This is a genomic window from Vreelandella venusta (genome assembly GCF_015689495.1).
Taxonomy (GTDB): Bacteria; Pseudomonadota; Gammaproteobacteria; order Pseudomonadales; family Halomonadaceae; genus Vreelandella; species Vreelandella venusta.
This window is the reverse complement of the sequence record NZ_CP065135.1, coordinates 2,551,329-2,577,165: the sequence shown is the minus strand read 5'-3', so window position 1 is coordinate 2,577,165 and position 25,837 is coordinate 2,551,329. Positions and strand designations below refer to the sequence as shown.

The 25,837-nt window shown below is 53.6% G+C and carries 24 protein-coding genes; 18 read left to right on the top strand and 6 right to left on the bottom strand.

Going from position 1 to position 25,837, the window contains the following annotated elements; translation table 11 throughout:
* The first annotated feature begins 68 nt into the window (after nucleotides 1-68).
* Nucleotides 69-1,016 (top strand): Nudix family hydrolase, encoded by a 948-nt coding sequence (locus tag IR195_RS12440; protein WP_125749036.1) that lies wholly within the window; start codon nucleotides 69-71, stop codon nucleotides 1,014-1,016.
* Between the two features lie 126 nt (nucleotides 1,017-1,142).
* Here the strand turns inward: IR195_RS12440 and IR195_RS12435 are convergent, their stop codons facing one another.
* Both IR195_RS12435 and IR195_RS12430 read right to left on the bottom strand, forming a co-directional pair.
* Nucleotides 1,143-2,045 carry a carbon-nitrogen hydrolase gene (locus IR195_RS12435; RefSeq protein WP_125749033.1) on the bottom strand — a complete coding sequence of 301 codons (903 nt, stop codon included), beginning with the start codon at nucleotides 2,043-2,045 and terminating at the stop codon, nucleotides 1,143-1,145.
* 9 nt (nucleotides 2,046-2,054) lie between these two features.
* Nucleotides 2,055-3,125 (bottom strand): agmatine deiminase family protein, encoded by a 1,071-nt coding sequence (locus IR195_RS12430; RefSeq protein ID WP_206047705.1) that lies wholly within the window; start codon nucleotides 3,123-3,125, stop codon nucleotides 2,055-2,057.
* Between the two features lie 199 nt (nucleotides 3,126-3,324).
* On the opposite strand from IR195_RS12430, the gene IR195_RS12425 reads away from it, so the two are divergent.
* On the top strand, nucleotides 3,325-4,566 hold the full coding sequence (locus IR195_RS12425; protein WP_125749027.1) for a lipoprotein-releasing ABC transporter permease subunit: 1,242 nt from the start codon (nucleotides 3,325-3,327) through the stop codon (nucleotides 4,564-4,566).
* A gap of 10 nt (nucleotides 4,567-4,576) precedes the next feature.
* Nucleotides 4,577-5,287, top strand: a complete 711-nt coding sequence (locus IR195_RS12420; RefSeq protein WP_206047704.1) for an ABC transporter ATP-binding protein — start codon at nucleotides 4,577-4,579, stop codon at nucleotides 5,285-5,287.
* Nucleotides 5,288-5,298: 11 nt separating this feature from the next.
* On the opposite strand, the gene IR195_RS12415 is transcribed toward IR195_RS12420, so the two are convergent.
* The gene (locus IR195_RS12415) at nucleotides 5,299-5,850 is read right to left on the bottom strand and encodes a DUF2062 domain-containing protein (RefSeq protein ID WP_125749021.1); all 552 of its coding nucleotides are present in this window, start codon (nucleotides 5,848-5,850) and stop codon (nucleotides 5,299-5,301) included.
* A 96-nt stretch (nucleotides 5,851-5,946) separates the two neighbouring features.
* Between IR195_RS12415 and IR195_RS12410 the strand changes: the two genes are divergently transcribed.
* The 7 genes from IR195_RS12410 (at nucleotide 5,947) to murB (ending at nucleotide 13,537) form a co-directional block, all read left to right on the top strand.
* Nucleotides 5,947-8,214: a DNA internalization-related competence protein ComEC/Rec2 gene (locus tag IR195_RS12410; protein ID WP_206047703.1), complete on the top strand. Its 2,268-nt coding sequence runs from the start codon at nucleotides 5,947-5,949 to the stop codon at nucleotides 8,212-8,214.
* Nucleotides 8,215-8,270: 56 nt separating this feature from the next.
* The gene (msbA, locus tag IR195_RS12405; protein ID WP_206047702.1) at nucleotides 8,271-10,007 is read left to right on the top strand and encodes a lipid A export permease/ATP-binding protein MsbA; all 1,737 of its coding nucleotides are present in this window, start codon (nucleotides 8,271-8,273) and stop codon (nucleotides 10,005-10,007) included.
* On the top strand, nucleotides 10,004-11,020 hold the full coding sequence (gene lpxK, locus IR195_RS12400) for a tetraacyldisaccharide 4'-kinase (protein ID WP_206047701.1): 1,017 nt from the start codon (nucleotides 10,004-10,006) through the stop codon (nucleotides 11,018-11,020). Before msbA ends, lpxK begins: the two co-directional genes overlap by 4 nt.
* Nucleotides 11,013-11,222, top strand: a complete 210-nt coding sequence (locus tag IR195_RS12395) for a Trm112 family protein (protein WP_125749008.1) — start codon at nucleotides 11,013-11,015, stop codon at nucleotides 11,220-11,222. The genes lpxK and IR195_RS12395 overlap by 8 nt, the downstream gene beginning before the upstream one ends.
* Complete coding sequence (gene kdsB, locus IR195_RS12390) at nucleotides 11,222-12,010, top strand: 3-deoxy-manno-octulosonate cytidylyltransferase (RefSeq protein ID WP_206047700.1); 789 nt, start codon at nucleotides 11,222-11,224, stop codon at nucleotides 12,008-12,010. The genes IR195_RS12395 and kdsB overlap by 1 nt, the downstream gene beginning before the upstream one ends.
* Nucleotides 12,010-12,495 (top strand): low molecular weight protein-tyrosine-phosphatase, encoded by a 486-nt coding sequence (locus IR195_RS12385; protein WP_206047699.1) that lies wholly within the window; start codon nucleotides 12,010-12,012, stop codon nucleotides 12,493-12,495. The genes kdsB and IR195_RS12385 overlap by 1 nt, the downstream gene beginning before the upstream one ends.
* 109 nt (nucleotides 12,496-12,604) lie before the next feature.
* A complete protein-coding gene (gene murB, locus IR195_RS12380) occupies nucleotides 12,605-13,537 on the top strand; it encodes a UDP-N-acetylmuramate dehydrogenase (RefSeq protein ID WP_423250109.1) in 933 nt (310 codons plus the stop codon).
* Nucleotides 13,538-13,582: 45 nt separating this feature from the next.
* Here the strand turns inward: murB and IR195_RS12375 are convergent.
* Nucleotides 13,583-14,943, bottom strand: a protein-coding gene (locus IR195_RS12375) for an IS3 family transposase (RefSeq protein WP_206047697.1) whose coding sequence is annotated in 2 segments (ribosomal slippage) — nucleotides 13,583-14,487 and nucleotides 14,487-14,943 — 1,362 coding nt in all. Because the reading frame shifts where the segments join, the coding sequence is not laid out codon by codon here.
* Nucleotides 14,944-15,022: 79 nt separating this feature from the next.
* Nucleotides 15,023-18,625 (bottom strand): ribonuclease E, encoded by a 3,603-nt coding sequence (gene rne / locus IR195_RS12370; RefSeq protein WP_206047696.1) that lies wholly within the window; start codon nucleotides 18,623-18,625, stop codon nucleotides 15,023-15,025.
* Nucleotides 18,626-19,059: 434 nt separating this feature from the next.
* On the opposite strand from rne, the gene IR195_RS12365 reads away from it, so the two are divergent.
* From IR195_RS12365 to sppA, 4 genes are all read left to right on the top strand, one after another.
* A complete protein-coding gene (locus IR195_RS12365) occupies nucleotides 19,060-19,200 on the top strand; it encodes a hypothetical protein (RefSeq protein ID WP_164517093.1) in 141 nt (46 codons plus the stop codon).
* A 101-nt stretch (nucleotides 19,201-19,301) separates the two neighbouring features.
* The gene (locus IR195_RS12360; protein ID WP_206047695.1) at nucleotides 19,302-20,243 is read left to right on the top strand and encodes an RluA family pseudouridine synthase; all 942 of its coding nucleotides are present in this window, start codon (nucleotides 19,302-19,304) and stop codon (nucleotides 20,241-20,243) included.
* Nucleotides 20,244-20,252: 9 nt separating this feature from the next.
* The gene (locus IR195_RS12355; RefSeq protein WP_206047694.1) at nucleotides 20,253-20,903 is read left to right on the top strand and encodes an HAD family hydrolase; all 651 of its coding nucleotides are present in this window, start codon (nucleotides 20,253-20,255) and stop codon (nucleotides 20,901-20,903) included.
* A gap of 104 nt (nucleotides 20,904-21,007) precedes the next feature.
* Nucleotides 21,008-22,135: a signal peptide peptidase SppA gene (sppA, locus tag IR195_RS12350; RefSeq protein WP_206047693.1), complete on the top strand. Its 1,128-nt coding sequence runs from the start codon at nucleotides 21,008-21,010 to the stop codon at nucleotides 22,133-22,135.
* Nucleotides 22,136-22,138: 3 nt separating this feature from the next.
* Here sppA and IR195_RS12345 read toward each other — a convergent pair whose 3' ends face one another.
* Nucleotides 22,139-22,741, bottom strand: a complete 603-nt coding sequence (locus IR195_RS12345) for a Maf family protein (RefSeq protein ID WP_125748982.1) — start codon at nucleotides 22,739-22,741, stop codon at nucleotides 22,139-22,141.
* 163 nt (nucleotides 22,742-22,904) lie between these two features.
* Here IR195_RS12345 and IR195_RS12340 point away from each other — a divergent pair, with 163 nt between their 5' ends.
* From IR195_RS12340 to fabD, 4 genes are all read left to right on the top strand, one after another.
* The gene (locus IR195_RS12340) at nucleotides 22,905-23,453 is read left to right on the top strand and encodes a YceD family protein (RefSeq protein ID WP_125748979.1); all 549 of its coding nucleotides are present in this window, start codon (nucleotides 22,905-22,907) and stop codon (nucleotides 23,451-23,453) included.
* A gap of 36 nt (nucleotides 23,454-23,489) precedes the next feature.
* Complete coding sequence (rpmF, locus tag IR195_RS12335; protein WP_009099300.1) at nucleotides 23,490-23,660, top strand: 50S ribosomal protein L32; 171 nt, start codon at nucleotides 23,490-23,492, stop codon at nucleotides 23,658-23,660.
* A 42-nt stretch (nucleotides 23,661-23,702) separates the two neighbouring features.
* The gene (plsX, locus tag IR195_RS12330; RefSeq protein ID WP_206047692.1) at nucleotides 23,703-24,722 is read left to right on the top strand and encodes a phosphate acyltransferase PlsX; all 1,020 of its coding nucleotides are present in this window, start codon (nucleotides 23,703-23,705) and stop codon (nucleotides 24,720-24,722) included.
* Nucleotides 24,723-24,871: 149 nt separating this feature from the next.
* Nucleotides 24,872-25,831, top strand: coding sequence for an ACP S-malonyltransferase (gene fabD, locus IR195_RS12325; protein WP_206047691.1), 960 nt, complete (start codon nucleotides 24,872-24,874; stop codon nucleotides 25,829-25,831).
* The last annotated feature ends 6 nt before the right edge of the window (nucleotides 25,832-25,837 follow it).

Here is a 25,837-nt window from a genome sequence, read left to right as displayed (position 1 = left end):
CGCAGCGAGATAGCGTCGCCTTAGGTTAGGGCGACGCGCAAAAAGTGGGTAGAGACGTAATGAGTGTAATGGTAAAACGACGAGTTCATGTCGCGGCGGCTGCAATGATCAGCGCCGATCAGAAGCGGGTGCTGATTGCGCGTCGGCCCTCTAATGTTGATCAAGGCGGCCTATGGGAGTTTCCAGGGGGTAAGCTGGCGCCTTACGAAACAGGCTTGGAAGGTCTCAAGCGTGAGCTTCATGAAGAGCTTGGCGTCGAGATTGTACGGGCTCGGCCACTTATCCGCGTTCACCATGAGTATCCTGATAAGCACATCTTGCTAGATGTTTGGCAAGTTCAGGAGTTTGCCGGTGAGCCGTTTGGCCGCGAAGGACAGGCTGTGCGCTGGGTGCCTATGGAAGAGTTGGTGAACTATCCTTTCCCTGCCGCTAACTTGCCTATTTTGCGTGCGGTGATGTTGCCCACCGATTATCTGATTACCGGCGAAGAAGCTAACGAAGAGCGTTTCGATAGCTTGTTAGAAAGAGCGCTTAGTGAAGACGGTGTCAGACTCGTACAGCTGCGGGCAAAAAATCTTGATGAAGCGGCATACATTGCCCGTGCTGAGCGCGCCCTGCGCCTTTGCCGTCAGTACGATGCAAAGCTGCTGCTGAATGGCGAGCCTGCATTGCTGGATGCTGTTGATGCTGACGGTATTCATTTAACCAGCGCACGGTTAATGGACCTTGAGCGTCGCCCGATTGCAGAAAATAAATGGCTCTCGGCGTCGACTCACGATCAAAAGCAACTTTCTCAGGCTGCGGTTTTAGGTTGTGATTTTGTCACGCTGTCGCCGTTGCGCACTACGCCTTCGCATCCTGAGGTGGCACCGCTGGGCTGGCATGACTTCCAGCAGCTAGTGGAACGTGCTGGTATGCCGGTGTTTGCACTGGGTGGTATGACACGTTTTGATGCTAACCATGCACGCGCTGTTGGCGCTCAGGGAATTGCGTCTATTCGTGATTTTTGGAAATAAAGCCAACCGCCACACGTTAGTTTTTTGAATGCTGCGCCTGCTCTCGATGAGAGCAGGCGTCTGTGTTTTACCAACCTATGTTTTTATCAGTCGAGATTGGTTATTGGGTATCCAGCGAGTGGGTTATCAATCGCGATAGCGGCGTGTTAAATCACCGTAAGCATCAATGCGGCGGTCGCGCAAATAAGGCCAAATGCGCCGAGTGTTCTCGCTACGCGCCATATCGATGTTGACCACTAGTTGCTGCGTCTCTTCACCTGCATGCGCTAGCATTTCTCCCTGTGGGCCGCATACAAAACTTCCTCCCCAAAACGCAATGCCGTTACCAACGCCAGAGTGGTCGGGTTCAAAGCCGACTCGGTTAGCGACCAGCACGGGCAGCCCGTTAGCAACGCCATGGGAGCGCTGTATAATTGTCCAAGCATCTTTCTGACGGGCTTTTTCAGCGTCATCATCACTTGGGTCCCAGCCGATGGCCGTGGGGTAGAGAAGCAGCTCCGCCCCACTTAGTGCCATTAAGCGTGCCGCTTCCGGGTACCATTGATCCCAACAAACCAGCACGCCTAGTCGCCCAACAGAGGTGTCAATGGGCGTGAAGCCTTGGCTGCGTCCGTCGTCAACATCGCCAGGGGTAAAGTAAAATTTTTCGTAAAAGGCCGGATCATCCGGGATGTGCATTTTACGGTACTGTCCTACACGTCCTTTAGCACGGTCATAAACGACGGCTGTGTTGTGGTAAAGCCCCGCCGCGCGCTTTTCAAACAACGACCCCACCAGCACAATATTCAGTTCCTTGGCTAGTGCGGCCAGGTGCTGGCCAGTAGGGCCGTCTAGTGGTTCAGCCAAGTCAAATAGTGCAGGGTCTTCGTATTGGCAAAAGTAGTGCGTGGCATGCAGCTCCTGCAGCAACACTAACTGTGCGCCTTGGCTAGCAACTGAGCGTATGCCTGCTTCGCTGGCAGCAAGACTACGTGCTTTATCTGGCCACGCGGGCTGTTGAACAACACCGACGGTTAAGTTGTTAGACATGGTGGCTCCTTAGGGTTGACTAAGCGTAGGGGCAAGGGTGCCTTTCGGTAGCTGCATGGTTAAACAGTGAAGGCTGCCATGCTGACGAATGACGCTATTACATTCGATTGGAATCAGAGTGTGTTCTGGAAAGGCAACACTCAACGCTTGTAGCGCGACCAGATCGGCGGGGTCGCCGTAAGTGGGCACCAGTACGGCATGATTGATAATTAAGAAATTCGCGTAGGTAGCTGGGAGGCGATGACCATCTTCAGGATCAAAGCATGCCTGTGGCCACGGCAAGGCGATTAATTGGTAGGGCTCGCCGTTGCGCTGACGAAACGCCATGAGCTCTTGCTCCATTGCGTTTAGCGCTGAGTAATGAGGGTCACTTGGATCATCGCAACGCACATAGGCAATGGTAGAGGGATTGCAAAAGCGCGCAAGCGTATCAACATGACTGTCAGTATCGTCACCTTCAAGGTGCCCATTGGCTAACCATAGGACTCGATCGACGCCAAAATCTTCCGCTAACTGGGCTTCAACATCCATACGCGAGAGTGACGGATTGCGGTTGGGGTTTAGTAGGCAGGCCTCAGTGGTTAGCAGCGTGCCCTCTCCGTCGGTTTCAATCGCGCCGCCTTCTAGCACCATGCTGCGTGGCGCGATGGGGCAGGCCCACACCCCGGCATTGTCCAGCCACTGAGTAAGGCGATTGTCATGCTCGGCAGGAAATTTACCGCCCCAGCCAGTAAACGTGTAATCCAACATAAGGGGCTGCTGTGTTTCGTCCACCACGGTGATCGGCCCATGATCTCTGGCCCAAGTGTCATCCGTAGGAGCGACAATGAGCATCAGCTGTTGTGGAGCAATGCCATAGGCCTCAAACGTCGCAGCCAAACGGCGCTGAGTGGCGCTATCAGGAACGCTGATTAACACGCGCTGATAGCGTGCCGTGGCAATCACGATGCGCTCAAGTGTTGCTTCGATGCGCGATAGCAGCGGTGACCAGTCGCCGTCTGGGCGGGGCCAAGTCAGTTGCAAGCCGTCCTGGGGGGACCACTCGGGCAATAAACGGTAAGTCTTGTTAGCCAACGTCACGAACGCTCTTAATAGTCGGAAAAATCCTTGCCCTAAAGACAAGCAGAATGGGCGCAATTTAGGGGCTTGCTTAGCAACATGCAAGCGTTACCGCGCTTGAGGGAACGCTAGGCAGACTTGTTACTCTAACGCAGCGTTCGTACATGCACCCATGCTAAAAAAACCGTACCATGGACGCTTATTACTAAGGAATGATGCCATGCTTGATCGTTTGCCTTTTCTGGTGGGGCTGCGCTACGTGCGCGCTAAACGCCGGAACCACTTTATTTCGTTTATTTCGCTAACTTCAATGCTGGGATTAATGCTTGGCGTGGCAGTGCTGATTCTTGTGCTGTCGGTGATGAATGGGTTTGATCACGAGCTGCGTACTCGAATTTTGGGCATGGTGCCTCACACTAAAATTGAGTCTCAAGCAGGGTTAGTTGAGTGGCAAGCGTTAGCAGAGCAGCTTGTTCAGCGTGAGCGAGTTATTGGTGCAGCGCCTTATGTTGAACAGCAGGGTATGTTTTCAGCGGGTGGAAGAAACCAAGGGGCTATGGTGAACGGCATCCATCCGGACTGGGAAGATCAAGTGTCGATTATTGGTGGGCATATGCGCCAGGGCCAGCTTTCTGATCTTGTGCCTGGTGAGTGGAACGTAGTGCTGGGATCTATGTTGGCACGTCGCTTGGGGGTTGGGGTCGGTGATCGCGTCACGCTACTTGTTCCAGAGGCATCGATTACACCTGCCGGGGTTTTCCCAAGGCTCAAGCGGTTTACGGTTAGCGGTATTTTTAGTGTAGGCGCTGATTTAGACGCTAATCTGGCCTATGCCAATATTGAAGATATGCAAACGTTAGCGCGCCTAGGCGATGCGGTGGGTGGCCTGCGGCTGGAGCTGGATGACCTGTTCGTGGCTGGCAGTGAAACGCAAGCGATCGTTAACGAACTTGGTGCAGGGTACCGCGGTACGGATTGGACTGCTTCCCATGGCAATCTGTTTCAAGCGATTCAGATGGAAAAGCGTATGATTGCATTGCTGTTGACGGTCATTATTGCCGTTGCCGCATTTAATATAGTATCGACGTTAGTGATGGTGGTGACCGATAAGCGAGCGGATATTGCGATTTTACGCACCATAGGGGCCACTCCACGTTCGATCATGGGGATTTTTATCGTGCAAGGGCTGGCTATCGGCCTGATAGGTATTGCGATTGGCGTTGCTGTGGGCGTTCTTCTGGCACTGACTGTCTCTGATTTGATCAGTTGGTTTGAAGCAACTTTCGGTATTCAGTTCTTGGATGCCGGGGTTTACTTTATTAGTGATTTGCCCTCTCAACTGCAGTGGGGTGATGTGCGTAATATTGTCATCGCTGCCTTTGGTCTGACCTTCCTCTCGACGCTGTATCCTGCTTGGCGGGCTGCTCGGGTTCAGCCAGCCGATGTACTGCGTTATGAATAAGGAAGCAACGATGACCTCAACTACACAACGCTCAACCACAGTTATGCTGGAATGTAACAGCCTGACACGGGTATATAGCGAAGGCCCTCAAGATCTTACCGTACTAGATCAGCTTGAGCTTCGGGTACATGCTGGAGAGCGTGTTGCCATTGTAGGGAGCTCAGGCTCGGGTAAGACAACGCTGTTAAACCTGCTGGGAGGGCTTGATCGGCCTAGCGCTGGTAGCGTCGTGATTGCTGGCGAGCCATTAGCCGGCCTTAATGAAGCGGCACTAGGCCGTTTTCGGAACCGCTATATCGGCTTTGTCTATCAGTTTCATCACTTGCTCGCTGAGTTCACTGCGCTAGAGAACGCCGCGCTGCCGTTAATTATTCGTGGCCAGTCTAAAAAGGCAGCTGAGCAGCGGGCTATGCAGTTGCTTGAGCGAGTGGGCATGAAGGCGCGAGCAGATCATAAACCGGGCGAGCTTTCGGGAGGGGAGCGTCAGCGGGTGGCCATCGCCCGTGCACTAGTGACGGATCCCCGTCTTGTGCTAATGGATGAGCCAACCGGGAACCTTGATCAGAGCACGGCCAGTACCATTTTAGCGCTGATGGATGAATTGGCTAAAGAGAGTGCCTGCGCGTTTGTTATTGTCACTCATGATGTTAGTTTGGCGGCCCACCAGGATCGGGTATTAAGGCTGGATAGCGGGCGGTTAGTTGAGCAGAATAACGTCTAATACCCTAGGGGCTAGTCGTCGAATTCTGATTCAACACAAGCTCGGCGCTGCCGTCTCTTTAGGCGGCGGCGCTTCCAATGATGGGAAACATGCCAGCGCCAAATTAGCCGTATAACGATATTGGCAAGCATGGCTAATAGTAAGGCAGAAATTAACGATCCAAGCATTAGCGGTGGCAGAATGTCGTGCATTTGTTCTGCAATCCAGCGCGTAGAGATACGCGATGGCGCCTCTCTCACTGGTGCTTCTAACAGAAACGTGCCAATTCGATAATTAAAATAAAAAATAACCGGCATGGTAAGTGGATTGGTAATCCACACTAATCCTACCGAAAGAGCCAGGTTGCAACGGCTAAACTTTGCCCCCAATGCTGCCACTACCATTTGAAACGGAATGGGTAGCATGGCGCAAAAAAGCCCCACGCTGAACGCGTTTGCAACGCTTCGGCGTGTTAGAAGCCATAACCCAGGATCCGCAATTAACGGCGCAATAAAGCGTAAAGAGCGCTGTTGCCTTAATGTGTCGGGTTTGGGCATGTAGCGCTGCAGGAAACGGCGCGGCATGTCAGGTACTCTTTCAATTGGTACATCCTATTATCCATATAGCAGCGTGCTTCGGCTATGGCGTGGGTATGAATGACCCAGCACCAAGGAGGGGATATGCAATTAGGCGCTGCACTACCTGCTGCCTTGGCAGTATTGATGGGGGCGCTAGCGGCGTGGATAAGCGGCCCCCAAGCGCACCTGCAGAGTTTGCTGCCGGGTGTGCTTGTAGTGCTGCTGTGCTTGGTTGTAAGCCGGCGTCGCCTATTAATTTGGGTAGTTATTTCAAGCTGGGTTTTTATCAGCGTGCAGCAGGAGTGGGGGTACCGCTTACCAGCTGGGCTTAGTGGAGAAGATGTCACTCTGCAGGCTCGAGTAATCAATGTTCAAGCACAAGCTGAGTCGTCACGAGTGCGCTTGGCAGTTGAGTCTTGCCGCTCTCCCGAGGGGCTGCCCAGCTGTAGCGCACTGCGAAGCGTGCGAGTAAGTGCTTATGGCAGTCAACGCTATCTTGTTGGGGAGCGCTGGCGGATGACGCTGCGACTTCGCCCGCCTAGCGGCTTTTCTAACCCGCATACGTTCAATTATCAGCAATGGTTATGGCGCGAAGGCATACATGCGACAGGCTATGTGCGGCAAGAACCTAAGCCTGAACGACTGTCGGGAGCGGTGCCGACACTTCGTCAGCGAGCAATTGCGACGTTGGCTAACCAACCGCTGCAAGAGCAGACCCGGCGCTGGCTTGCGGCGCTGACGCTGGGTGATAGTGAGCAGTTGAGCCAAGATGATTGGAGCTTGCTCAACGCAACGGGTACGACGCATTTAGTGGTCATTTCTGGCTTACATGTTGGGCTGGTCGCTTCATTTGTACTGCTGTTGGCACGCTTTACTGCCAGGCTGATAACGCCAACCAATTGGCGCCTGCGTGCCTGGCCCTGGTGGTTAGCAGGAGTGGCGGCGGTGGGGTACGCCATGTTAGCCGGACTAGCACCTCCTGCCATGCGCGCCATGATCATGACGCTGTTAGGCTTGTGGGTGCTTAGCGGGCGTCATGCGCCAGGGGCTTGGCAAGCTTGGTGGCTTGCTCTCGGGATAGTGTTAGTGGTTGATCCGCTTGCACTGTGGAGACCCGGCCTGTGGCTATCGTTTATTGCGGTAGGCTGGTTGATTATTATTTGGCAAGGTCGCCCCCGTCCGCAGGGCCTAAAAGGCTGGTGCTGGGCGCTATTGCGCTCTCAACTCCTTATCGCACCGTTGATGGCGGCGGCTGTGCTATTGGCATTTGGAAGAGTGGCTCCTGCGGCTCCGCTGGTTAATCTTGTTGCAGTACCATGGGTAAGCTCCGTTATGGTGCCCAGTGCGCTATTGGGGTGGTTGCTGTCGCCACTGCCTGGACTAGGGCTGTTGGTGTGGTGGTGTTTTGAGCAGGCACTGCAGGTTTTTCATCAGTTACTCGTTATTGCCGTGCAATGGGCGCCGCTTTTGCAGCCACCGTCAAGCTTGGTGTTCCCGCTAGTAGGTGCACTGATATTGATGTCGCTGTGTTGGGGGCTTCCCAATGTCCCTGGGTGGCTGCGTGTTGGCGCGACATTACTGCTATTAAGCTTTCCGTGGTGGTCTGCGGACGAGCAGTCTAACCCAGGTGAGCTACATGTTATTGTTTATGATGTCGGGCAGGGCCAGCTGATTGAGTTACGTAGCGCTAACTATCGGTTGTTGTACGACACAGGACCTCGCTTTCGCAGTGGGTTTATGCCACTGCAAACTCTCTGGCCTCCAGGCCAGTCGTTCGAACACGTTATTGTCAGTCATGCCGATACCGACCATGCGGGAGGGATTAGCGCGCTTTTAAATGACCATCAGGTAACGCAATGGTGGGTTCCCAACGGAGAGCTTCTACCAGTTGCTAGTTCGGAGTGTGCTCAAGGGCAGCGGTGGCGACGTGACGGCATTGGCTATCAGATACTATGGCCCCCGAAAGGGGAAAACATGCTCTCCTCAAATGATCGCTCTTGCGTACTTCAAGTAAGCGTGGGTGGCCAGCGTTTGTTGATTACCGGTGACGTTGGTAAGGACGTTGAAAGGAGAATCTTAGCGAATATTGTGACGCCGATTAGCGTATTAGTGGCTGGGCATCATGGCAGTAATACAAGCTCGGGTGTTCAGTTCGTTCAAGTAAGTCGTCCTCGGCATGTCATTTTTAGTGCCGGGAAAGATAATCCCTTTGCCCATCCGGCCGACGCGATAGTGCGCCGCTTTCGACAACAGCAGAGCTGCTTATGGAGTACCGCCCAGGATGGTGCGCTCGAATTCAGGCTCACCGAGACTCAGCCAATTCAGGTCATTCCCATGCGAAAGCAGCAGGGCGTTCGTAAGCGGTGTTGATGCGCGTCGCCATAAGGTAGAATTCTCGCAACTGCACACTATGGCCGGGAGCGCGTGTGACTGATTCAGGTTGGGTTCTCTACAAACGATTATTAACTTACGTCAAACCTCACTGGCGCGCATTCGCGTTAGCGATCGTTGGTTTTATCATTTACGCCGCCTCCAGTACGGCACTAGCTGAAATGATGAAACAACTGATTGATGGCATTCAAAACCCTGATGCTGCTTTCCGTTTATTGCTCCCTCTGTTTGTGGTGATTATGTTCGCTTCGCGTGGGCTGGGGACATTTTTAAGCACTTACTATATGTCTTATGTGGGACGCTATGTGATCCACACGCTGCGCTGCGATGTATTTGCGCACTTGCTACATTTGCCAGGGCGTTTCTTCGACCACCACTCCAGTGGCCATTTGGTATCTCGAGTAACGTATCACGTAGAGCAGGTCGCGGGTGCTGCCACGAAAGCGGTCACTATTATCCTACGCGAAGGTCTGTTCGTTATCGGGCTGATCGGTTATCTATTCTGGACCAATTGGATGCTAACGCTGCTATTTCTGGGCGTAACGCCGGTGATTGCTGTTGTGGTGAGCTATGCCAGCAAACGTTTTCGGCGTATCTCTAAGCGTATTCAGCACTCCATGGGGGATGTGACGCACGTCGCTTCTGAAGCGCTATCTGGCTACCGCGTTGTGCGTACGCATGGCGCTGAAGAGTATGAAAAACAGCGCTTTGAGCGGGTAAGTGAAGAAAATCGTCGTCAAAGTATGAAAGAGGCGATGACGCGCGCTGTGAGTTCACCAGTGATCTTGATGCTGGTAGCGATTTCCATGGCAATTCTGGTTTGGCTTGCCATGGCGCCTGCGCTTATGGAAAACATGACGCCGGGGGAGTTTGTTGCTTTTATTACCGCAGCAGCGCTAATGATCAAGCCAGTGCGCCAGCTCACCGAAGTGAATAGCGAGATTCAAAAGGGTATTGCGGCGGCGTCTGAGCTATTTGGCTTGCTTGATTTGACCCCTGAGCAAGATGAAGGTAAGACCACTCCACGCCAGCTAACCGGCAGCGTAGTGATTGATAATGTCAGTTTCCGCTACGCTGATGACCAGCCTAATGTATTGCACGGTATTAATATTAGTGTGGCACCAGGTGAGTTAGTGGCGATTGTTGGGCGCTCTGGTAGCGGTAAATCAACATTGGTCAGCCTGCTGCCGCGCTTTTATCGTCCTAGTGAAGGGCGTATTTTGATTGATGGGGTAAATGTCGATGATTATGCATTGGGCCCTTTGCGTCAGCAAATTGCATTAGTGTCGCAACAAGTCACGCTATTTAATGCAACCATTGCTGACAACATTGGCTATGGCGTTACCAACCCAGACCCAGCCGCCATTGAAGCGGCCGCTCAGGCGGCTTACGCCAGTGAGTTTATTGAAAAGCTGCCTCAGGGCTATGCCACGCTAGTGGGTGAAAACGGTGTGATGCTATCCGGTGGGCAGCGCCAGCGCCTAGCAATTGCTCGGGCAATTTTTAAAGATGCACCTATTCTTATCTTGGATGAAGCGACATCGGCACTAGATACCGAATCCGAACGCTATATCCAGAAAGCGCTGGAGCATGTGTGTAAAGGGCGTACCACCCTGGTCATTGCCCACCGTCTATCGACGATTGAACGGGCTGACCGTATTTTGGTGATGGACCAAGGGCGCATTATTGAGCAGGGTACCCACCAAGCGTTGCTAGAAGCGGGAGGTGCCTACGCAGCGCTGCATCAGCTTCAGTTTCAGGAGAGTGAATGAGCCTGGAACAACGCTGGCTTAAGGCGGCTTACCAAGGAAGCCGATGGCTGACGCCACTTTATCCGCTGGGTGCTTTATACCGTTATCTTATGGTGCGGCGTAATCGCCACTATCATTCTGGTAAAAAGCTAGTTGTTAAAGCATCCGTACCCGTTATTGTGGTGGGTAATATCACCCTTGGTGGAACCGGCAAGTCGCCGTTAGTGGCGTGGCTGGTCAACTGGCTAGCAAGGCAAGGGTGGTCGCCAGGTATTATTACCCGTGGTTACGGTGGTAAAGCATCGCACTACCCGTTATTGGTAACTGCAATCACCGAGCCCGCGCAAAGCGGCGATGAGCCATTAATGTTGGCGCAGCAAACGGGTTGCCCGGTCGTGGCTGATCCGCGTCGTCCACGTGGCGTTCAAGCCTTGGTTGATATGGGGTGCGACATTATTGTCAGTGACGATGGATTACAGCACCTGGCGTTAGGGCGTGATATTGAATTAGTCGTTGTTGATGGCGGGCGAGGGTTGGGTAATGGGCGCTGCTTACCTGCTGGGCCGCTGAGAGAATCACCCAGCAGATTAGCTGAGGTTGATGCTGTGATTATTAATGGTGACGCGTGTCGCTCCTTGCCCGTAGAAGGAGTGGCGATGCAACTAGCGCCGCTAAGCTGGCGGCGAATGCGGGATGGCCATCGCATGCCGCTTACCCCCCTACCATTTACGCTACCTGTGAATGCCGTAGCAGGCATTGGCCATCCTGAGCGTTTTTTTAATACGCTGCGCAGTCTGGGAGTGGACGGCGAAATGCGTCCGCTAGCAGATCACCAGCGTTTTGATGACCAGACTTTCTGTTTTAGTCATCAACGCCCCGTTGTAATGACCGCCAAAGACGCAGTGAAGTGCCAAGCGTTGGCGCCACCCGATAGCTGGGTGCTCGAGGTAGAAGCCGTGCTTCCGCCAGAGTTTGAACACTGGCTGGCAGCTAAATTGTCAGCGCTTTCTGAAAAGGGATACACCAATGGATAAAGAATTACTGGCAATGCTGGTTTGCCCGCTGTGCAATGGCAAGCTCAAGTATAACCGTGAAGCCCAGGAGCTTTGCTGCCACTACGACGGTTTGGCGTACCCTATTCAAGAAGGTATCCCTGTGATGCTTCCTGAAGAAGCGCGCGCGATGGGTGCCGATGAAAAATTACCTATCTCGCCTGGCCGTACCGGAGAGGTGTAATGTCAGTCGCTAAGACCGAATTTATTGCCGTTGTTCCCGCGCGTTTTGGTTCGTCCCGGTTGCCGGGTAAACCGCTGCTGGATATCGCGGGTGAGCCAATGGTTGCCCATGTCTGGCGGAGAGCCTGCCAAAGCCAAGCCAGTCGAGTCGTGGTAGCCACCGATGATCTTCGTATCCGCGACGCGATGCTGCCCTACGGTGCGGATGTCGTCATGACGCGTGCGGATCATCCTTCTGGTACCGACCGATTGGCTGAGGTGGCAGAGCAGCTCGGGTTAAGCGACGACACTTTAGTGGTGAATGTGCAAGGCGATGAGCCGCTTATCCCACCGGCCTTAATTGACCAAGTGGCGATGCGTTTAGCCGAAGATCCCGATGCGGCTATTGCGACGCTTGCTGAGCCGATTGCTGATGTTGAAACGTTATTTAATGCTAACGTCGTCAAAGTTGTTCGCTCCTTGCAAGGGCGTGCCCTGTACTTTTCTCGTGCTCCCATTCCTTGGGATCGCGAGCAATTTAACGTCCAGCCTGCGCTTTTGGCCACTGATGCTTGGCTGCGTCATATCGGTATATATGCCTACCGTGCCAGTTTTCTTGCTGCTTACCGGGAGCTGGCGCCGTCGAGCCTTGAGCAGTTGGAGCAACTAGAGCAGTTGCGCGCGCTACAGCATGGCTATGCGATTCAAGTTGCGCTGGCCAGCACTATCAATCCTGCTGGTGTGGATACGCCTGAAGACTTAGCCAGAGTGAGAGCGCTTTTGGCGAGTAAAAGTGAAGGTGAAAGCTAATGAAGCGCGTCCTATTTGTTTGTTTGGGCAATATTTGTCGTTCACCAACAGCTGAGGGCGTTTTTAGGCACGCTGTTGAAGAGGCTGGCCTAAGTCGTCATATCAGCATTGACTCTTGTGGTGTAGGTGGTTGGCATGTCGGAAAAGCGCCAGACAGCCGTGCCCAGGTAGCCGCATTAAGGCGTGGTATCGATATTAGCCATTTGCGCGCTCGCCAGCTAAGCGCCAGTGACTTTCTTGAATTCGACTATGTGCTGGGCATGGATCGCGATAATCTCAAGGCCATGCGAGCGCTACAGCCAGGTGCCAGTCGTGCCCATGTAGGGCTCTTGCTAGATTTTGCCGATATGCCTGATGCGGAAGTGCCCGACCCTTATTATGGTGGTGATGAGGGCTTTGAGCATGTCCTGAATTTAATTGAGGCGGCTTCTGCAGGGCTAATTGCTCAGCTGAGACATGACGGGCTGAGAAATGATAGGTTGTGAAATCACGAGTTGTGAAAAAAGCCATAATGAGCTGCTTAGTCGTTGCCTGTCAGTCGATTTAACCTCTGCGAACACGCTGCGTTTACCATGCTTAGCTGAGCGTTATGTGGTGCCTAAAACGCTAAGCGCGCTCCGGCGTGTGCTTCGTGAGGCTGCTGATAAACAGTGGCATATTACGCTTATGGGAGGTGGCAGTAATGTGCTGCTTCCCGCTCAGCTAAAAGGCATTGCGATTCGACCGGGCATGCAACAGTGGTGGTTAGAACGTTGCGGAGAGTCTGTTGTTGCTCATGTGGGAGCTGGCGTTAATTGGCATTCGTTAGTAATGACGCTATCGGCTCGCGGCCTGTGGGGCATTGAAAACTTAGCGCTGATTCCCGGTGATTGCGGCGCAGCACCAGTACAGAACATTGGTGCCTACGGTGTCGAGCTTAAAGACGTTCTGGTAGGGGTGCAGGTAGTCGAGTTGGCGTCGGGCAATGTGCGTTGGTTAAGCGCCGATGCTTGCCAATTTGGTTACCGAGACAGCATCTTCAAAAAATCGCTAGCGGATAAAGTCGTCATTACTCAATTGACGCTTCGGCTATCGAAAACGCCGCAGCCAAGACTGGGTTATGGAGATTTAGCTGCCCGAGTAGCTGGCACGGCGAATTGCTTGGCGGTGGCTCAAGCAGTGTGCGCTATTCGCCAGGAAAAACTGCCGGATCCTCAGGTGCTCGCAAATGCGGGTAGCTTCTTTAAAAACCCGCTAGTTAGCAGCGATCAGTTATCGCGCTTGCTACAAGCATATCCTGATATGCCATATTTTCCGCAGGTTAACGGCCAAAGCAAACTGGCAGCGGGGTGGTTAATTGATCAATGCGGGCTGAAAGGGATTCGGCAGGGGGCTTTCGGTGTTCACGCGCGGCAGGCCTTGGTGCTGGTGCATTTTGGTGGTGGCGATCGGTATGAGCTGCTGCAGTTTGCAGAGCATATTGCCCACAAGGTCTATGACCAATTTGGTGTTGAGTTAGAGGCTGAGCCACGCTTGGTACAAGCATAAAAAAACCCCGCTTATGAACTGACCCCCAATAGTTGGACGGTTCATTTAGCCGGCGCCCAAGGCCTGAGTCCTGTACTGCACAGGGCTCAGGCCTTTTAGTTTTAGCTTGATCCGGTGATGGTTGTAATAGTAGATGTAGTCAGCAATACCGCGCTGCAACTGCTCAACGGTATCGAACCGATTCAGGTGAAAATACTCAGCCTTCAGAGTGCCGAAGAAGCTCTCCATCGCCGCATTATCCAAGCAGTTACCCTTGCGCGACATGCTACGAAGTACCCGCTGCTCCACCACCAAGTGGCGATAGCTAGGATGTCGATAATGCCAACCTTGATCCGAATGGAGCAGCGGCCGATCCCCTGGCATCAGCCTGTCAAAGGCTTTCTTCAACATCCCCTTCACTAGATCGAATACCGGGCGTCGCCCTGTCTGGAAGGCAATGATCTCTCCGTTATACAGGTCCATGACCGGTGACAGGTAGAGCTTCTGGTCATTGACCTTGAACTCGGTAATGTCCGTCACCCATCGCTGATGGGGGTGCTGAGCCTGGAACCGGCGCCGCAAGGTGTTAGGAGCCGCGTGGCCCTCCGCTCCCCGGTAGGCACGATAGCGCTTGGGGCGAACCAGGGACTTCAAGCCCAGCTGTCCCATCAGCCGCTGAACGGTCTTGTGGTTGATCGTCTCTCCTGCCTGCCGCAGAACAGCGGTGATACGCCGGTAGCCATAGCGCCCTTGGTGGCGGTCGTAGATCGCCTGGATATGCTCCTTCAGAGAGGCATACCGATCGACAGTGCCCAAGGCCTGTATCTGGTAGTAAAACGTGCTGCGAGGCAGCTCAGCGGCACGCAGCAGCAGAGCCAGCGAATGTTCATGCCTCAACCCTTGGACGCTCCGGGCTTTTTGCCCCGCGTCGCTTCCTCTTTTTCCCGGATCAAGGCATCGAGCTTTTTTAAGTAGGCATTCTCGGCGCGCAAGTAAGCCAACTCTTCGAGCAGGTCCTCTTGGGAGCGCTCACCATCAGGCGGGATTGGTGTGGAGGATGGCTTCTTAGTCATCGGGCGGCGTCCTTTGGGTTTTGGCTCTAGTGCAGTCAGACCACTACTATGGTACTGACGCGCCCATCTGCCAATAGCGCCCATCTCGCGGATATTGAAGAAGGCCTGCGCCTGACGCTGTGACAAGCCATCTCGCCACATCGTCTCAAGCACCTTCCGCTTAAAAGCCGCGCTGTAGTGCTTATACTGCTTGCGCAGACCTGCTACGCCGTGCTGACGGTATCTCTCGCGCCACGTCCGTACCAGAGAATGATCCAGGCCATGCTGGCGAGCCACCTCCCTCAAGCTGGTGTTATCGTGCAGACACTGCTGCACCACCCGCAGCTTGAAGTCCTCATTGTATCGACTGCTCATAAAAACACCCCGACGGTTGGGTTGGGTGTCCAACTTTCGGGGTGCAGTTCATTAGCGGGGTTTTTAGTGCGACTAGCGATCACTCATTAGGCGTTTTCTGTGCTTGTTTGCGCAGTTCACGAGGGTCGTTGTGAGCGCGACGGCGGCGGCGTGGCTTAGGTGCCGTGTCTTGAGCAGCAGTAGGCGCTTGCTTTGCTTCTTCGGATGTTGCTGTTGCAACGTTGGCTTTAGCTGACGGCGTTTGAGCCTCTTCATTCGTTGCCAATGTCGACGGTGGCTCTTTGTCTTCTTGAGCGTCAGCGCTGGCAGTTTCTGAAGTGGTGTTTGAAACCGTTTCTGAAGCAGTTGTGGTGTCTGAAGCAGCGGTATTGCTCACTGCGTCGCTGTCTAAAGAAGCTGCTTCTGGCTGCTCAGTGCTCTCCGGAGAGTTTGCTTCAGCGCTCGTCGCCACACGTTGCGATGACGCCTGGGTGCTAGCGCTACCGTCAGCCGTCTCAAGTGCTTTCGGTGCTTCTGATTGGGTTTCAACAGCTACGGATGTCTCTTGTGCTGCTTCTTGAGGCTCGTCAGGCAACACTGGTTCCTGATGCACACGTTCTTGAGGCTCTTGAGACTCAGAAGGCTCTTGAGACTCAGAAGTCTCTTGGGGCTCAGAAGGCTCTTGAGACTTAGCAGGCTCTTGAGACTTAGCAGGCTCTTGAGACTCAGAAGTCTCTTGAGGCTCAGAAGATTCTTGAGACTTAGCAGGTTCTTGAGGCTCAGAAGCTTGAGAAGATACCGGCTGCTGAGGTTTATCAGCCTCTTTTGCAGCCTCTTCACCAGGCGAACTTGCTGATTCGCTGTCGGTGGTATCAAGCTCTTTCACGTTTGCATCAGGCGCTTTTTGCGGCTCCAGTCCCGTAACTGACGAAGGCTCACTATTTGCGACCTCAGCCGAATGGCTGCTCGTCTCTTGGGGCGCTTCTTGAGTCGCGGTTGCATCATGAGTTGGCAGTTGAGGTTTGTCCTCAGCGCTCTTCTCTAAACGTGTTTCTGCTTCAGGTTCAGCTTTTTCTGCCGCTTGCTGAGATTGGCGGCGTTGGCGCGTAGTCTTGCGTGGTTTCTCCGCCTTGTCGGCAGGGCGCTCAGCCTTCGTTGTTTCATCGGCAGTTGCTGATTCATCTGCCGCTTGCTCAGACGCTTCAGGGGTTGCTTCAACGCTGGGTGCGGCGGTATTGCGGGCCTCATCTTGTGAAGTGGGGCTTGCCGGCGCTGCTTTGCGGCTGTTCACTTCAGCAGCAGGCGTTTCAGCAGCAGCTTCAACAGAAGGAGCGTCTACAGAGGGAGCTTCAGCCGCTGCGGCTTGCAGTTTCAGCTGCTCCGCTTCAGCTTGAGGATTCACGGCCTGTTTACGCGTGCGGTTGCGCGGATTGTTACGCGTGCGTTTCGGCTTGCCGTCATCTTGTTTATCGTCCGCTTGTGATGCTGGCTCACGGGTAACTTCATTTTTCGGCTTAGCATCGCGTGGTTTATCGCGACGATTGTCTGTTTGAGCAGTAGATTTAGCCGCCTCATCTTTTGATGACTCTTTCGCCGCTAGGTTTGCCTGCTGCTCTTTTTGACGACTGCTCTTCTGTTCATTGTCCTGGAGCTTGGCATCGTCTTGCTGCGGGTGGCGTCGGCGATTGCGAGTACGGCTAGGGCCGCTACGTTTATCGTTAGCGTCGTCGTTACTATCAGCGTTGCGCGATTGGCTAGGCTGCTGGCTGCTCGGCTGTTGGTTGCTCGATTGCTGCTGGTTGCGCTGCTCGTTTCTGCCGGCATTTTCGCCACGTTCGCGGGCAGGCTTTGATTTACTGTCGCTGCGCTGCGAGCGATTTTTGCTCGTTCTCTCCGGCTGCTTACGGGCAACAGGAGCCTCAGGTTCGGGTTGGCTCGTGTTGGTATCTTCTCCGCCTAGCAGTTTGGCAAAGCCTCTGATGAAGCGGCCAATGACACTGGGCTGTTCTTCAGTGGCAGGAGTCGTCTTGGTAACGGCTTTATCTACCTTGGCAGCTCTCTCTGCCTTCTCTTCAGTCAGCAGGGAGGCAGGCGCTGGTGCATTATGTACAACGCTTTTAACCGCAGCTTCAGCGCGCATGGCGGGAGGAGTGAAGCTAGGGTCAGGCTCTTTGCCTACTTCAGTATCGGTTGAAAGCTCGAAGCTGGATAGCGTCAGGCTTTCATCATCGTCTAAGTGGTCATCACGCAGCCGTTGAACGTCATAATGTGGTGTATCCATTTCTGGATTTGGCAGGAGAACCACACGTACGCCTTGGCGTGATTCGATGTCCGCCAGAACGCTGCGCTTTTCATTCAGTAAGTAGGTGGCAACAGGGACTGGAAGAATGGCGCGGATTTGAGCGCTGCGCTCTTTCATGGCTTCTTCTTCAATCAAGCGCATGATAGAGAGTGACAGAGAGCGAACATCACGGATAGTGCCTTGGCCGTTACAGCGTGGGCAAACAACGCCGCTGGTTTCGCCTAGCGAGGGGCGTAGTCGCTGGCGTGACATTTCCATCAGACCAAAGCGAGAAATCCGACCAATCTGAACGCGTGCGCGATCCAGCTTCAGGGCGTCGCGCATGCGGTTTTCAACCTCACGCTGATTGCGCGCAGGGCCCATATCGATAAAGTCGATAACGACGAGACCACCGATATCACGCAGGCGCAACTGTCGAGCAATCTCATCGGCTGCTTCAGAGTTGGTTTGCAGGGCGGTTTCTTCAATATCGCTGCCGCGTGTGGCTCGGGCAGAGTTAATATCAATCGAGACTAGCGCTTCGGTATGATCGATAACAATAGAGCCACCAGAGGGAAGCTTTACTTCGCGCTGGTAAGCAGTTTCGATCTGCGATTCAATTTGGAAGCGCGAGAAAAGAGGGACTTCATCGGCGTAAAGTTTAATTTTCTGCTGATAAGAGGGCATTACCTGGCGGATAAAGCCCAGTGCTTCTGCATGAATCTCGGGGCTATCAATTAACACCTCGCCAATGTCTTGGCGCAGGTAATCGCGCATGGCGCGGATAATGACATTAGATTCGCGGTAAATCAGGAATGGGGCTGAGCGCTTGCCTGCTTCAGTGGTGATGGACTCCCACACTTGGACGAGGTAATCCAAGTCCCACTGCAGCTCTTCTGGGCTACGGCCAATACCGGCGGTGCGAACGATCAGGCCCATTTTGTCTGGCACTGTCAGTTGGCCCATGGCGTCTTTTAGCTGGCTGCGGTCATCACCTTCAATGCGGCGTGAAATGCCACCTGCACGGGGATTGTTCGGCATCAGAACCAGAAAGCGGCCCGCTAAACTAATAAAAGTCGTCAGTGCTGCCCCTTTGTTGCCTCGCTCTTCTTTATCAACTTGGACGATGACTTCCTGGCCCTCTTTCAGTACTTCTTTGATACTGGGGCGACCAGACACATCTTTGATAAAATATTCGCGGGAGATTTCTTTTAATGGCAGAAAGCCGTGGCGTTCGGCACCAAAATCAACAAAAGCGGCTTCAAGGGATGGTTCTACCCGGGTGATTTTTCCCCGGTAAATGTTGGCTTTTTTCTGTTCTCGAGCGCCAGATTCGATGTCTAAATCGTAAAGGCGTTGCCCGTCTACCAGCGCAACCCGCAGCTCTTCTGGCTGGGTTGCGTTAATCAGCATCCGTTTCATGTTGTCTCACATAGCATTGCGAGCCGACGAGCCGTCTAGGCGTGGCGTAGACGAATCGCTGGGTGCTGCGTGCTTGTGCTCGGCGCATTGCTATGCTGACGCATTAAGCCGGGAAGGCAATCATGCCGACCCGGCCGAAAGGGCGTTGAGTACGTGGCGGAGGCAGAACATGTTTCGGTGGCTGTCACGTCCATCCGGCTCTGCTGACACCGCCAACACCTGGCATTCATCGATTCGTCAACGCCGGTCATCGGCACAGCGTTGAACTTGGCGCCCCAAGTCAAGCAGTACCTTGTGACGAACAGGATGGGCTGCTTGGGGCGTGACGTTTGTTAATTCAATTGCCTGCCATTGCGGGCGAAGCAAAAGTGTCTCTGCCGTCAAAAAGCATGCGACAGAGTAACTGTATATCCAGTACGTAAGGCGTGTGGGTAATGCGTACACTACGCCATTTTGCCTGTGCTCTGGCCTGCGTGTTTGTCGGGCAGGCGCTAGGCAAGCGTGGTAGTGCTCCCGTTACGACGTGTCTGTTTACGGGTAAGCCACACTTGGCCGCTGAACGTTTTGGAATATAACAGTAAAGACAACTACCAGCAATTGACGCAATGCGCATTGGTCTACGCTAGAATGCCGTTTTTAGCCTGTCGCTATTAGATCACACCAGGAGTGAGCGTTAATGTCCGAAGGGCGGGAAGTACAGTGGGTGGATATCGCCCCGGAACAAGCAGGTCAGCGAATCGATAATTTTCTGATGACGCGTTTAAAAGGTGCTCCTCGTGCATTGATTTACCGCATTGTGCGTAAAGGTGAAGTAAGGGTTAATAAAAAACGCGTCAAAGTAGATTACCGACTTCAAGCGGGCGATCTAGTGCGTGTACCGCCGCTGCGATTAGCCCCGAAAGAAGCGGTTAAAGAGGTGAGTGACAACTTACGTGATTTGTTAATTGGTAGCGTCATCATGGAAGGGCCAGACTGGATGGTGATTAACAAGCCATCGGGATTGGCTGTCCATGGCGGAAGCGGCGTTAAAATTGGCCTCATTGAAGCGCTTCGACAAGTGCGCGACGACCTTACTTTTTTAGAGCTTGTCCACCGATTGGACCGTGATACATCGGGCTGCTTACTGTTGGCGAAGTCTCGTGATGCGCTGGTCACACTGAATGAGTCGCTGAAAAAGCATGCAATGGACAAACGCTATTTAGCGTTAGTCAGCGGGCGCTGGCCTGCTCGGAAGACCTATGTAAGTGCTCGCTTAGATCGCTTTGATGCGGGTAACGGTGAAAGGCGGGTGCGGGTAGACCCAAATGGCAAGGTCTCACGGACTCACTTTTCGGTAGTGGAAACCTTTGAAAAGGTCACGCTGATAGAGGCGGAGCCTGTAACAGGCCGCACCCACCAAATTCGTGTCCATGCCGCTCATGCTGGGCACGCCTTACTGGGCGACGATAAATACGCTACCCGCGAAAGTAATCATATGACGCAACGCCTTGGTTTGGGGCGTCTATTTCTCCATGCCTGTGCCTTAACATTTCCTGAGCCTGGCAATGGTCGACCCGTTACGGTAAAGGCGCCGCTGCCTGAGGCATTGGAAGAAACGTTAAAGCGCGCTCGGAAATAAGGAAGCGATATGCGCTATGAGCTAATTATCTTTGATTGGGATGGCACATTGATGAACTCTGTGCCGAAAATTGTTGCCTGCATGCAGGCAGCAGCTTCTGATGTCGAGTGGGATGAGTTAGACGTCAGTGCTATCGAGAATATTATTGGTTTGGGGCTGCCTGAAGCGATAGCAACATTATGCCCTGGTATGGATGCAGTTCAGGCTGAGCGCTTGCGTCAACGCTATGCCTATCATTTCGTTCAAGGTGATTCGACACCCATGCCTTTTTTTGAAGGCGTTAAAGAGCAAGTCGCCCGACTGCGTGAACGCCCTTGTCAGCGTCTAGCGGTGGCGACGGGGAAAAGCCGTCGTGGCCTAGATCGGGTGTTTACCGAAACAGCGTCTGGTGATTGGTTTAATGCCAGCCGAACGGCAGATGAAACGCGCTCTAAGCCTCATCCGCAGATGCTCCTTGAACTGCTTGAAGAGCTGAAAGTGCCCGTTGAGCGCGCTGTGATGGTCGGGGACACCGAGTATGATCTTGAAATGGCAAGGTCTATTAACATGGATCGTGTGGGCGTTACTTACGGGGTGCATACCCCCGCTCGGTTAGCGGCTAGCCAGCCGGTATGGCTGGCGGATGATGTAGATAGCCTGTTCGACTGGCTTCACGGTTAGCGGCGCTCACAGCCGTTGTGGGTAGTCGTGTTGTGGGTAGTCGTTACTGTTAGCGGTCGTTACTGTGAGTAGTCATTGTGCGAAGCAATACTAGGAAATTGTATATGAGTGATGAGCAGCAGCGCGATGGAAGTAATGATGGTAGGGGCTCTCAGTCGGGGGATGGTTTTCCTGGTCAGGAGAGCGGTGACCGTTGGACCGATGGGCCGGAGGTTGTCCAGCAGGATAAAAAGCCACCGCTCCCGGGGGCGGAGAGTGATGATGCCGAAACGCTACGCGAGCGCCAACGGTTAGCGCAGTTGGAAATGATGGATCGATGGGTTGGCGGTGTGTTAGCGGAACAGCGCCGAACACGACGCTGGAAGTTGTTCTTTCGTTTGATGCTGTTGGCGATTGTGTTGATATCGTTAACAACAATGCTATACCGCGTGTTTCTCGCTGAGCCAACGGCTTCATTGCCCACCGAGAGCCACATAGCACTGGTGGAAGTGCATGGTGTGATTGCCAGTGATGCGCCAGCAAATGCTGAGCGCATCATTAAGGGGTTGAATCGGGCATGGTCATCAGAGAGCGCTGCAGCTGTTGTGTTGCACATTGATAGTCCTGGTGGAAGCCCTGTGCAATCGCAGCGTGTTTACGATGAAATTATGCGGCTGCGTGACCAGGGCGACAAGCCCATTATTGCCGTGATAGAGGATATTGGTGCGAGCGGTGCTTACTACGTTGCTTCTGCTGCCGATAGCATCGTGGCGTCCCGTGCAAGCTTGGTTGGCTCTATTGGTGTTATCTATGCTGGCTTTGGCTTCCAAGAAGCGATCAACCAGATTGGCGTAGAGCGTCGCGTAATGACTGCCGGTGAAAACAAAGCCTTTTTGGATCCTTTTCAGCCGCTGGGTGAGGAGGCTGCCGATTTCTGGCAGGGCGTTCTGACTCAAACCCATGAGCAGTTTATAGGCGATGTGAAGGCGGGGCGTGGTGATCGTTTGAGCAACAGCCCTGAAATTTTCTCAGGGCTTATCTGGAGCGGTGAGCAAGCGCTGGAGCTAGGTTTGATAGATGAGCTGGCCAGCCTTGAGCAAGTCGCCCGTGAGCAGGTAGGCGAGGCTGAATGGGAGAACTATACGCCTAGCTTGGACCCTTTCGAGCGTTTGACACGTCGCTTTACGCAAACAGCTGCTGAAGTGCTGGGGCTTCAGCACGCACATGCTCCTTTGCGCTTTCAGGCTCAGTAAATACTAACGTTCGCCGAGTGGGTTCATGCCTGCTTGGCGAAGCATATCGCATAGTGCGATGAGTGGCAGTCCAATAAGTGCATTTGGGTCTCGGCCTGCGAGTTTTTCAAACAAGCTAATTCCAAGCCCTTCCATGCGGAAGCTGCCAGCGCTGTCTAAAGGTTGCTCAAGGGCAACATAGCGGGCTATTTCGCGCTCGCTCAGTGAGCGAAAAAACACCTCAAACGGCTCAATATGGACGTGATGCCGTTGGTGGCGGGTATCAACTAATGCTAAGCCCGTCAAAAAAGTCACTTTATGGCCAGAAAAGCGTGCCAGATTCTCCCGGGCGCGCTGTTCCGTATGAGGTTTGCCTAAAATGTCACCCTCAAACAGGGCTATTTGATCAGAGCCAATGATGCAATGATTGGGGAAATGCTCAGCAACAGCGTTGGCTTTGCTGAGCGCCAGGCGGTGCACTAATGCGTTAGGCGTTTCATTAGGATAGGGCGTTTCGTCGATGTCTGGAGAGCAGCACTGATAGGGCAGTAATAGCTTGTCCAGTAGCGCTTGGCGGAAACGAGAGCTTGATGCCAGGACAAGTGGCGCGTTATCGGTTTGAGGCACAGTGTTCTCCTTTAATAGGCCTGGTTGAGGATTAATTGGCGTTCAAACGAGTGTAACGAAACCTTGGTAGCCTGCCTATTTATGTGGTTTTGCGAGATAATCTCATAAGAATTGCGCCGACAGCTTTGACAGCGGGGGGGCGAGTGCCTATCATTGCGCGCCTATGTTGACCTCACAAATCCCCAGCCGGGTTGAGCCTTATAAGCTTGTAGCCCGCCGCGAACGACTAGAAGGCATTGTGGCGCTGAATAAGCTGCCACGCCTAGCTGAAGAAGCAGGTGACCAAACCGGCGACTGTCATGTCGTACTTGAGTTTGGCGTTGATGCCCAAGGTCGTCGTGAAATTCGTGGCCATTTGCAAGCGACCCTGGCGTTGCCTTGTCGCCGTTGTCTAGTGCCGCTAAGCCAAGGCGTTTCCAGTGATTTCTTATTAGGAATTATTGCCGACGAAGCTTTGGCTGCCGAGCTACCTGCTAGTCATGAACCGGTGCTGGTGGAAAATGAACAGCTGGACTTGCTGACGGTAATAGAGGATGAGCTTATCCTTAGCTTGCCGCAGGTGGTCTATCACGATGAGACCGAATGCCATGTCTCGGCGGAGCAGCTGGTCAGCAAGACCGAAGGCACGGCGGAAGACTCCGCTCCGGCCAAGAACCCTTTCGCAGTGCTTAGTGCTTTGAAAAGCAGTGGCGCTTTGAAAGGCAAAAAGTAAGCATCACTTACCTTAATTACCTTGGAGTAAACACCCATGGCAGTTCAACAGAACCGTAAAACTCGTTCCAAGCGCGGTATGCGTCGTAGCCACGATGCGCTGAGCGCACCGACTCTGTCTCAGGACAAAGAAACCGGTACTACTCACCTGCGTCACCACGTTTCTCCCGACGGTTTCTACCGCGGTCGTAAAGTGGTCGAAGTTTAAGCCTAAGCGCTTATATGAGCGGCAAAACAGGGTGGGTGCTGTGTGCGCCTAGCGATTGATGTAATGGGGGGTGACCAAGGCCCCCGTGCCATTATCGAAGGCTCCGCAAGGGCGGTTATTGAACGCCCCGACCTAGCATTAACTCTGTTTGGTCCGCGTCAGCAGATTGATGCTGAACTTTCGCGTTTGCCGCAGCCTTTGGCTGCGGCAACGTCACGTTTGGTGGCAGCTGATGCTCCCGAAAGCATCTCTCAAGCGGCTACTGCCGCCTGGGCAATGCGACGTGGAGGCGCTACTAGCATGGCGTGTATGCTGCGCAGCCTGTCGTCAGGTGAAGCGGCAGCAGGCGTGAGTGCGGGAAATACCGGAGCGTTAGTCGCGCTAGCGCGGCGTGAACTTGGTATGTTGCCTGGCATCTCAAGGCCTGCAATAAGTACCGCAATCCCCGCGCGTGGAGGACGGCGCTGTTATTTGCTTGATTTGGGGGCGAATGTAGACTCGCCTGCATCCAGGCTGTTTGATTTTGCCATGATGGGCGCCGCCATGGCTCAGTGTATGGATCGCATTAGGCGGCCCCGCGTTGCCTTGTTGAATGTAGGGTCTGAAGCCACAAAAGGTAGTGCTAATGTGCGCGAAGCGGATCGTTTGCTGCGTGAGAGCGCTAGCGACTTAAGCTTTGATTACCTTGGTTATGCTGAAGGTGGGGATATTTTTCAGGGCGATCTTGATGTTGTGGTTTGCGATGGCTTTGTTGGTAATGTCACGTTGAAAGCCAGTGAAGGGTTGACTCGTATGTTGGTGGAGCGTGTGCAAATGGCGTTTGAATCACGCCTGAGTGGGCGTTTGGCAAGTATACTGGCCAGGCCTGTACTGAAGAGGCTTAAGCGGGAGTTAGACCCCGTACGTTATAATGGAGCCAGCCTCCTGGGATTGCAGGGTATTGTGGTGAAAAGCCACGGCAGCACCCAGGCGGATGGTTTTTATTATGCTATTCAGCGTGCATTACGAGAAGTGGAGCATGATTTGCCTGTACGAATTGCAGCACGCTGGTCGCGTTCTTGAGCGCTATCAGCGCAATAGATAATAAGACGTTATATATTTTTGCGGGCTATTGGTGGTAGCTGAATGTGCCAAAGTTGTTTTAGCAACGGCGCCAATAGCACGCTTATCGCTCAACTGAGCAAATGCCTACAAGAGCAAAGGTGAACGACATGTCTCAACCCCTTGCCCTCATTTTTCCCGGGCAAGGCTCTCAGCAGCTTGGAATGCTGCGAGAGCTAGCCGAGCGCTACAGTGTGGTGGGAACTACATTTGAGGAAGCGTCAGACGCTCTGGGCTACGATTTGTGGAAAGTCGTCCAGGAAGGTCCAGAAGAAGCGTTGAATGCGACGGCATGCACTCAGCCGGCACTACTTGCCTCCAGTGTAGCTATCTGGCGTATCTGGCAAGAGTTGGAAGGGCCTCGCCCAAGTGTCATGGCTGGGCATAGTCTTGGCGAGTATAGTGCCATGGTTTGCGCGGGAGTGATGGGGTTCGCTGAAGGTGTGCGCCTTGTTCGTCTGCGTGGTGAGGCTATGCAGGAAGCTGTCCCGGCGGGAGAAGGTGGTATGGCGGCGATCCTTGGGCTTGCCGATAGCGCAGTTGAAGCGGCCTGTGCCCAAGCGGCTGAAGGCGACGTTGTATCTGCTGTTAATTACAACTCGCCTGGACAGGTTGTTATCGCGGGCAGCAAAAGCGCCGTAGAGCGCGCTATCACTGCCTGCCAGGAGGCGGGAGCCAAGCGAGCGCTTCCGCTACCGGTGTCAGTGCCTTCCCATTGTGCCTTAATGCGGCCAGCTGCTGAGCGACTTTCCGAAGCGATGCAGAAAATTGAGCTGCGTGCCCCTCGTTATGCGGTTGTTCAAAACGTTGATGCGCAAGCCCATGCTGATATTGAGACATTGCGTACGCGCCTCATCGAACAGCTGTATCAGCCCGTTCGTTGGTCATCTTGCGTTGAAGCGATGGTCGAGCAGGGTGCTAATGTGTTCATTGAATGTGGGCCTGGTAAAGTGCTTACCGGATTGAATAAGCGCATTGTGCGCAGTGCCAAAGGGTTGGCGGTAAATGATCCTGATAGCTTGGATGCGGCCCTTGAGTTAGCCCGTGAGGCGTCGGCGGGTGGTGCGTGAAAAATG

Coding starts and splice junctions, on each gene's coding strand:
- IR195_RS12440 (WP_125749036.1), top strand. CDS start 69: ATGGTAAAACGACGAGTTCATGTCGCGGCGGCTGCAATGATCAGCGCC.
- IR195_RS12435 (WP_125749033.1), bottom strand. CDS start 2,045: ATGTCTAACAACTTAACCGTCGGTGTTGTTCAACAGCCCGCGTGGCCA.
- IR195_RS12425 (WP_125749027.1), top strand. CDS start 3,325: ATGCTTGATCGTTTGCCTTTTCTGGTGGGGCTGCGCTACGTGCGCGCT.
- IR195_RS12420 (WP_206047704.1), top strand. CDS start 4,577: ATGACCTCAACTACACAACGCTCAACCACAGTTATGCTGGAATGTAAC.
- IR195_RS12415 (WP_125749021.1), bottom strand. CDS start 5,850: ATGCCGCGCCGTTTCCTGCAGCGCTACATGCCCAAACCCGACACATTA.
- IR195_RS12410 (WP_206047703.1), top strand. CDS start 5,947: ATGCAATTAGGCGCTGCACTACCTGCTGCCTTGGCAGTATTGATGGGG.
- lpxK (WP_206047701.1), top strand. CDS start 10,004: ATGAGCCTGGAACAACGCTGGCTTAAGGCGGCTTACCAAGGAAGCCGA.
- IR195_RS12395 (WP_125749008.1), top strand. CDS start 11,013: ATGGATAAAGAATTACTGGCAATGCTGGTTTGCCCGCTGTGCAATGGC.
- kdsB (WP_206047700.1), top strand. CDS start 11,222: ATGTCAGTCGCTAAGACCGAATTTATTGCCGTTGTTCCCGCGCGTTTT.
- IR195_RS12385 (WP_206047699.1), top strand. CDS start 12,010: ATGAAGCGCGTCCTATTTGTTTGTTTGGGCAATATTTGTCGTTCACCA.
- rne (WP_206047696.1), bottom strand. CDS start 18,625: ATGAAACGGATGCTGATTAACGCAACCCAGCCAGAAGAGCTGCGGGTT.
- IR195_RS12365 (WP_164517093.1), top strand. CDS start 19,060: ATGCGTACACTACGCCATTTTGCCTGTGCTCTGGCCTGCGTGTTTGTC.
- IR195_RS12360 (WP_206047695.1), top strand. CDS start 19,302: ATGTCCGAAGGGCGGGAAGTACAGTGGGTGGATATCGCCCCGGAACAA.
- IR195_RS12355 (WP_206047694.1), top strand. CDS start 20,253: ATGCGCTATGAGCTAATTATCTTTGATTGGGATGGCACATTGATGAAC.
- sppA (WP_206047693.1), top strand. CDS start 21,008: ATGAGTGATGAGCAGCAGCGCGATGGAAGTAATGATGGTAGGGGCTCT.
- IR195_RS12340 (WP_125748979.1), top strand. CDS start 22,905: ATGTTGACCTCACAAATCCCCAGCCGGGTTGAGCCTTATAAGCTTGTA.
- rpmF (WP_009099300.1), top strand. CDS start 23,490: ATGGCAGTTCAACAGAACCGTAAAACTCGTTCCAAGCGCGGTATGCGT.
- fabD (WP_206047691.1), top strand. CDS start 24,872: ATGTCTCAACCCCTTGCCCTCATTTTTCCCGGGCAAGGCTCTCAGCAG.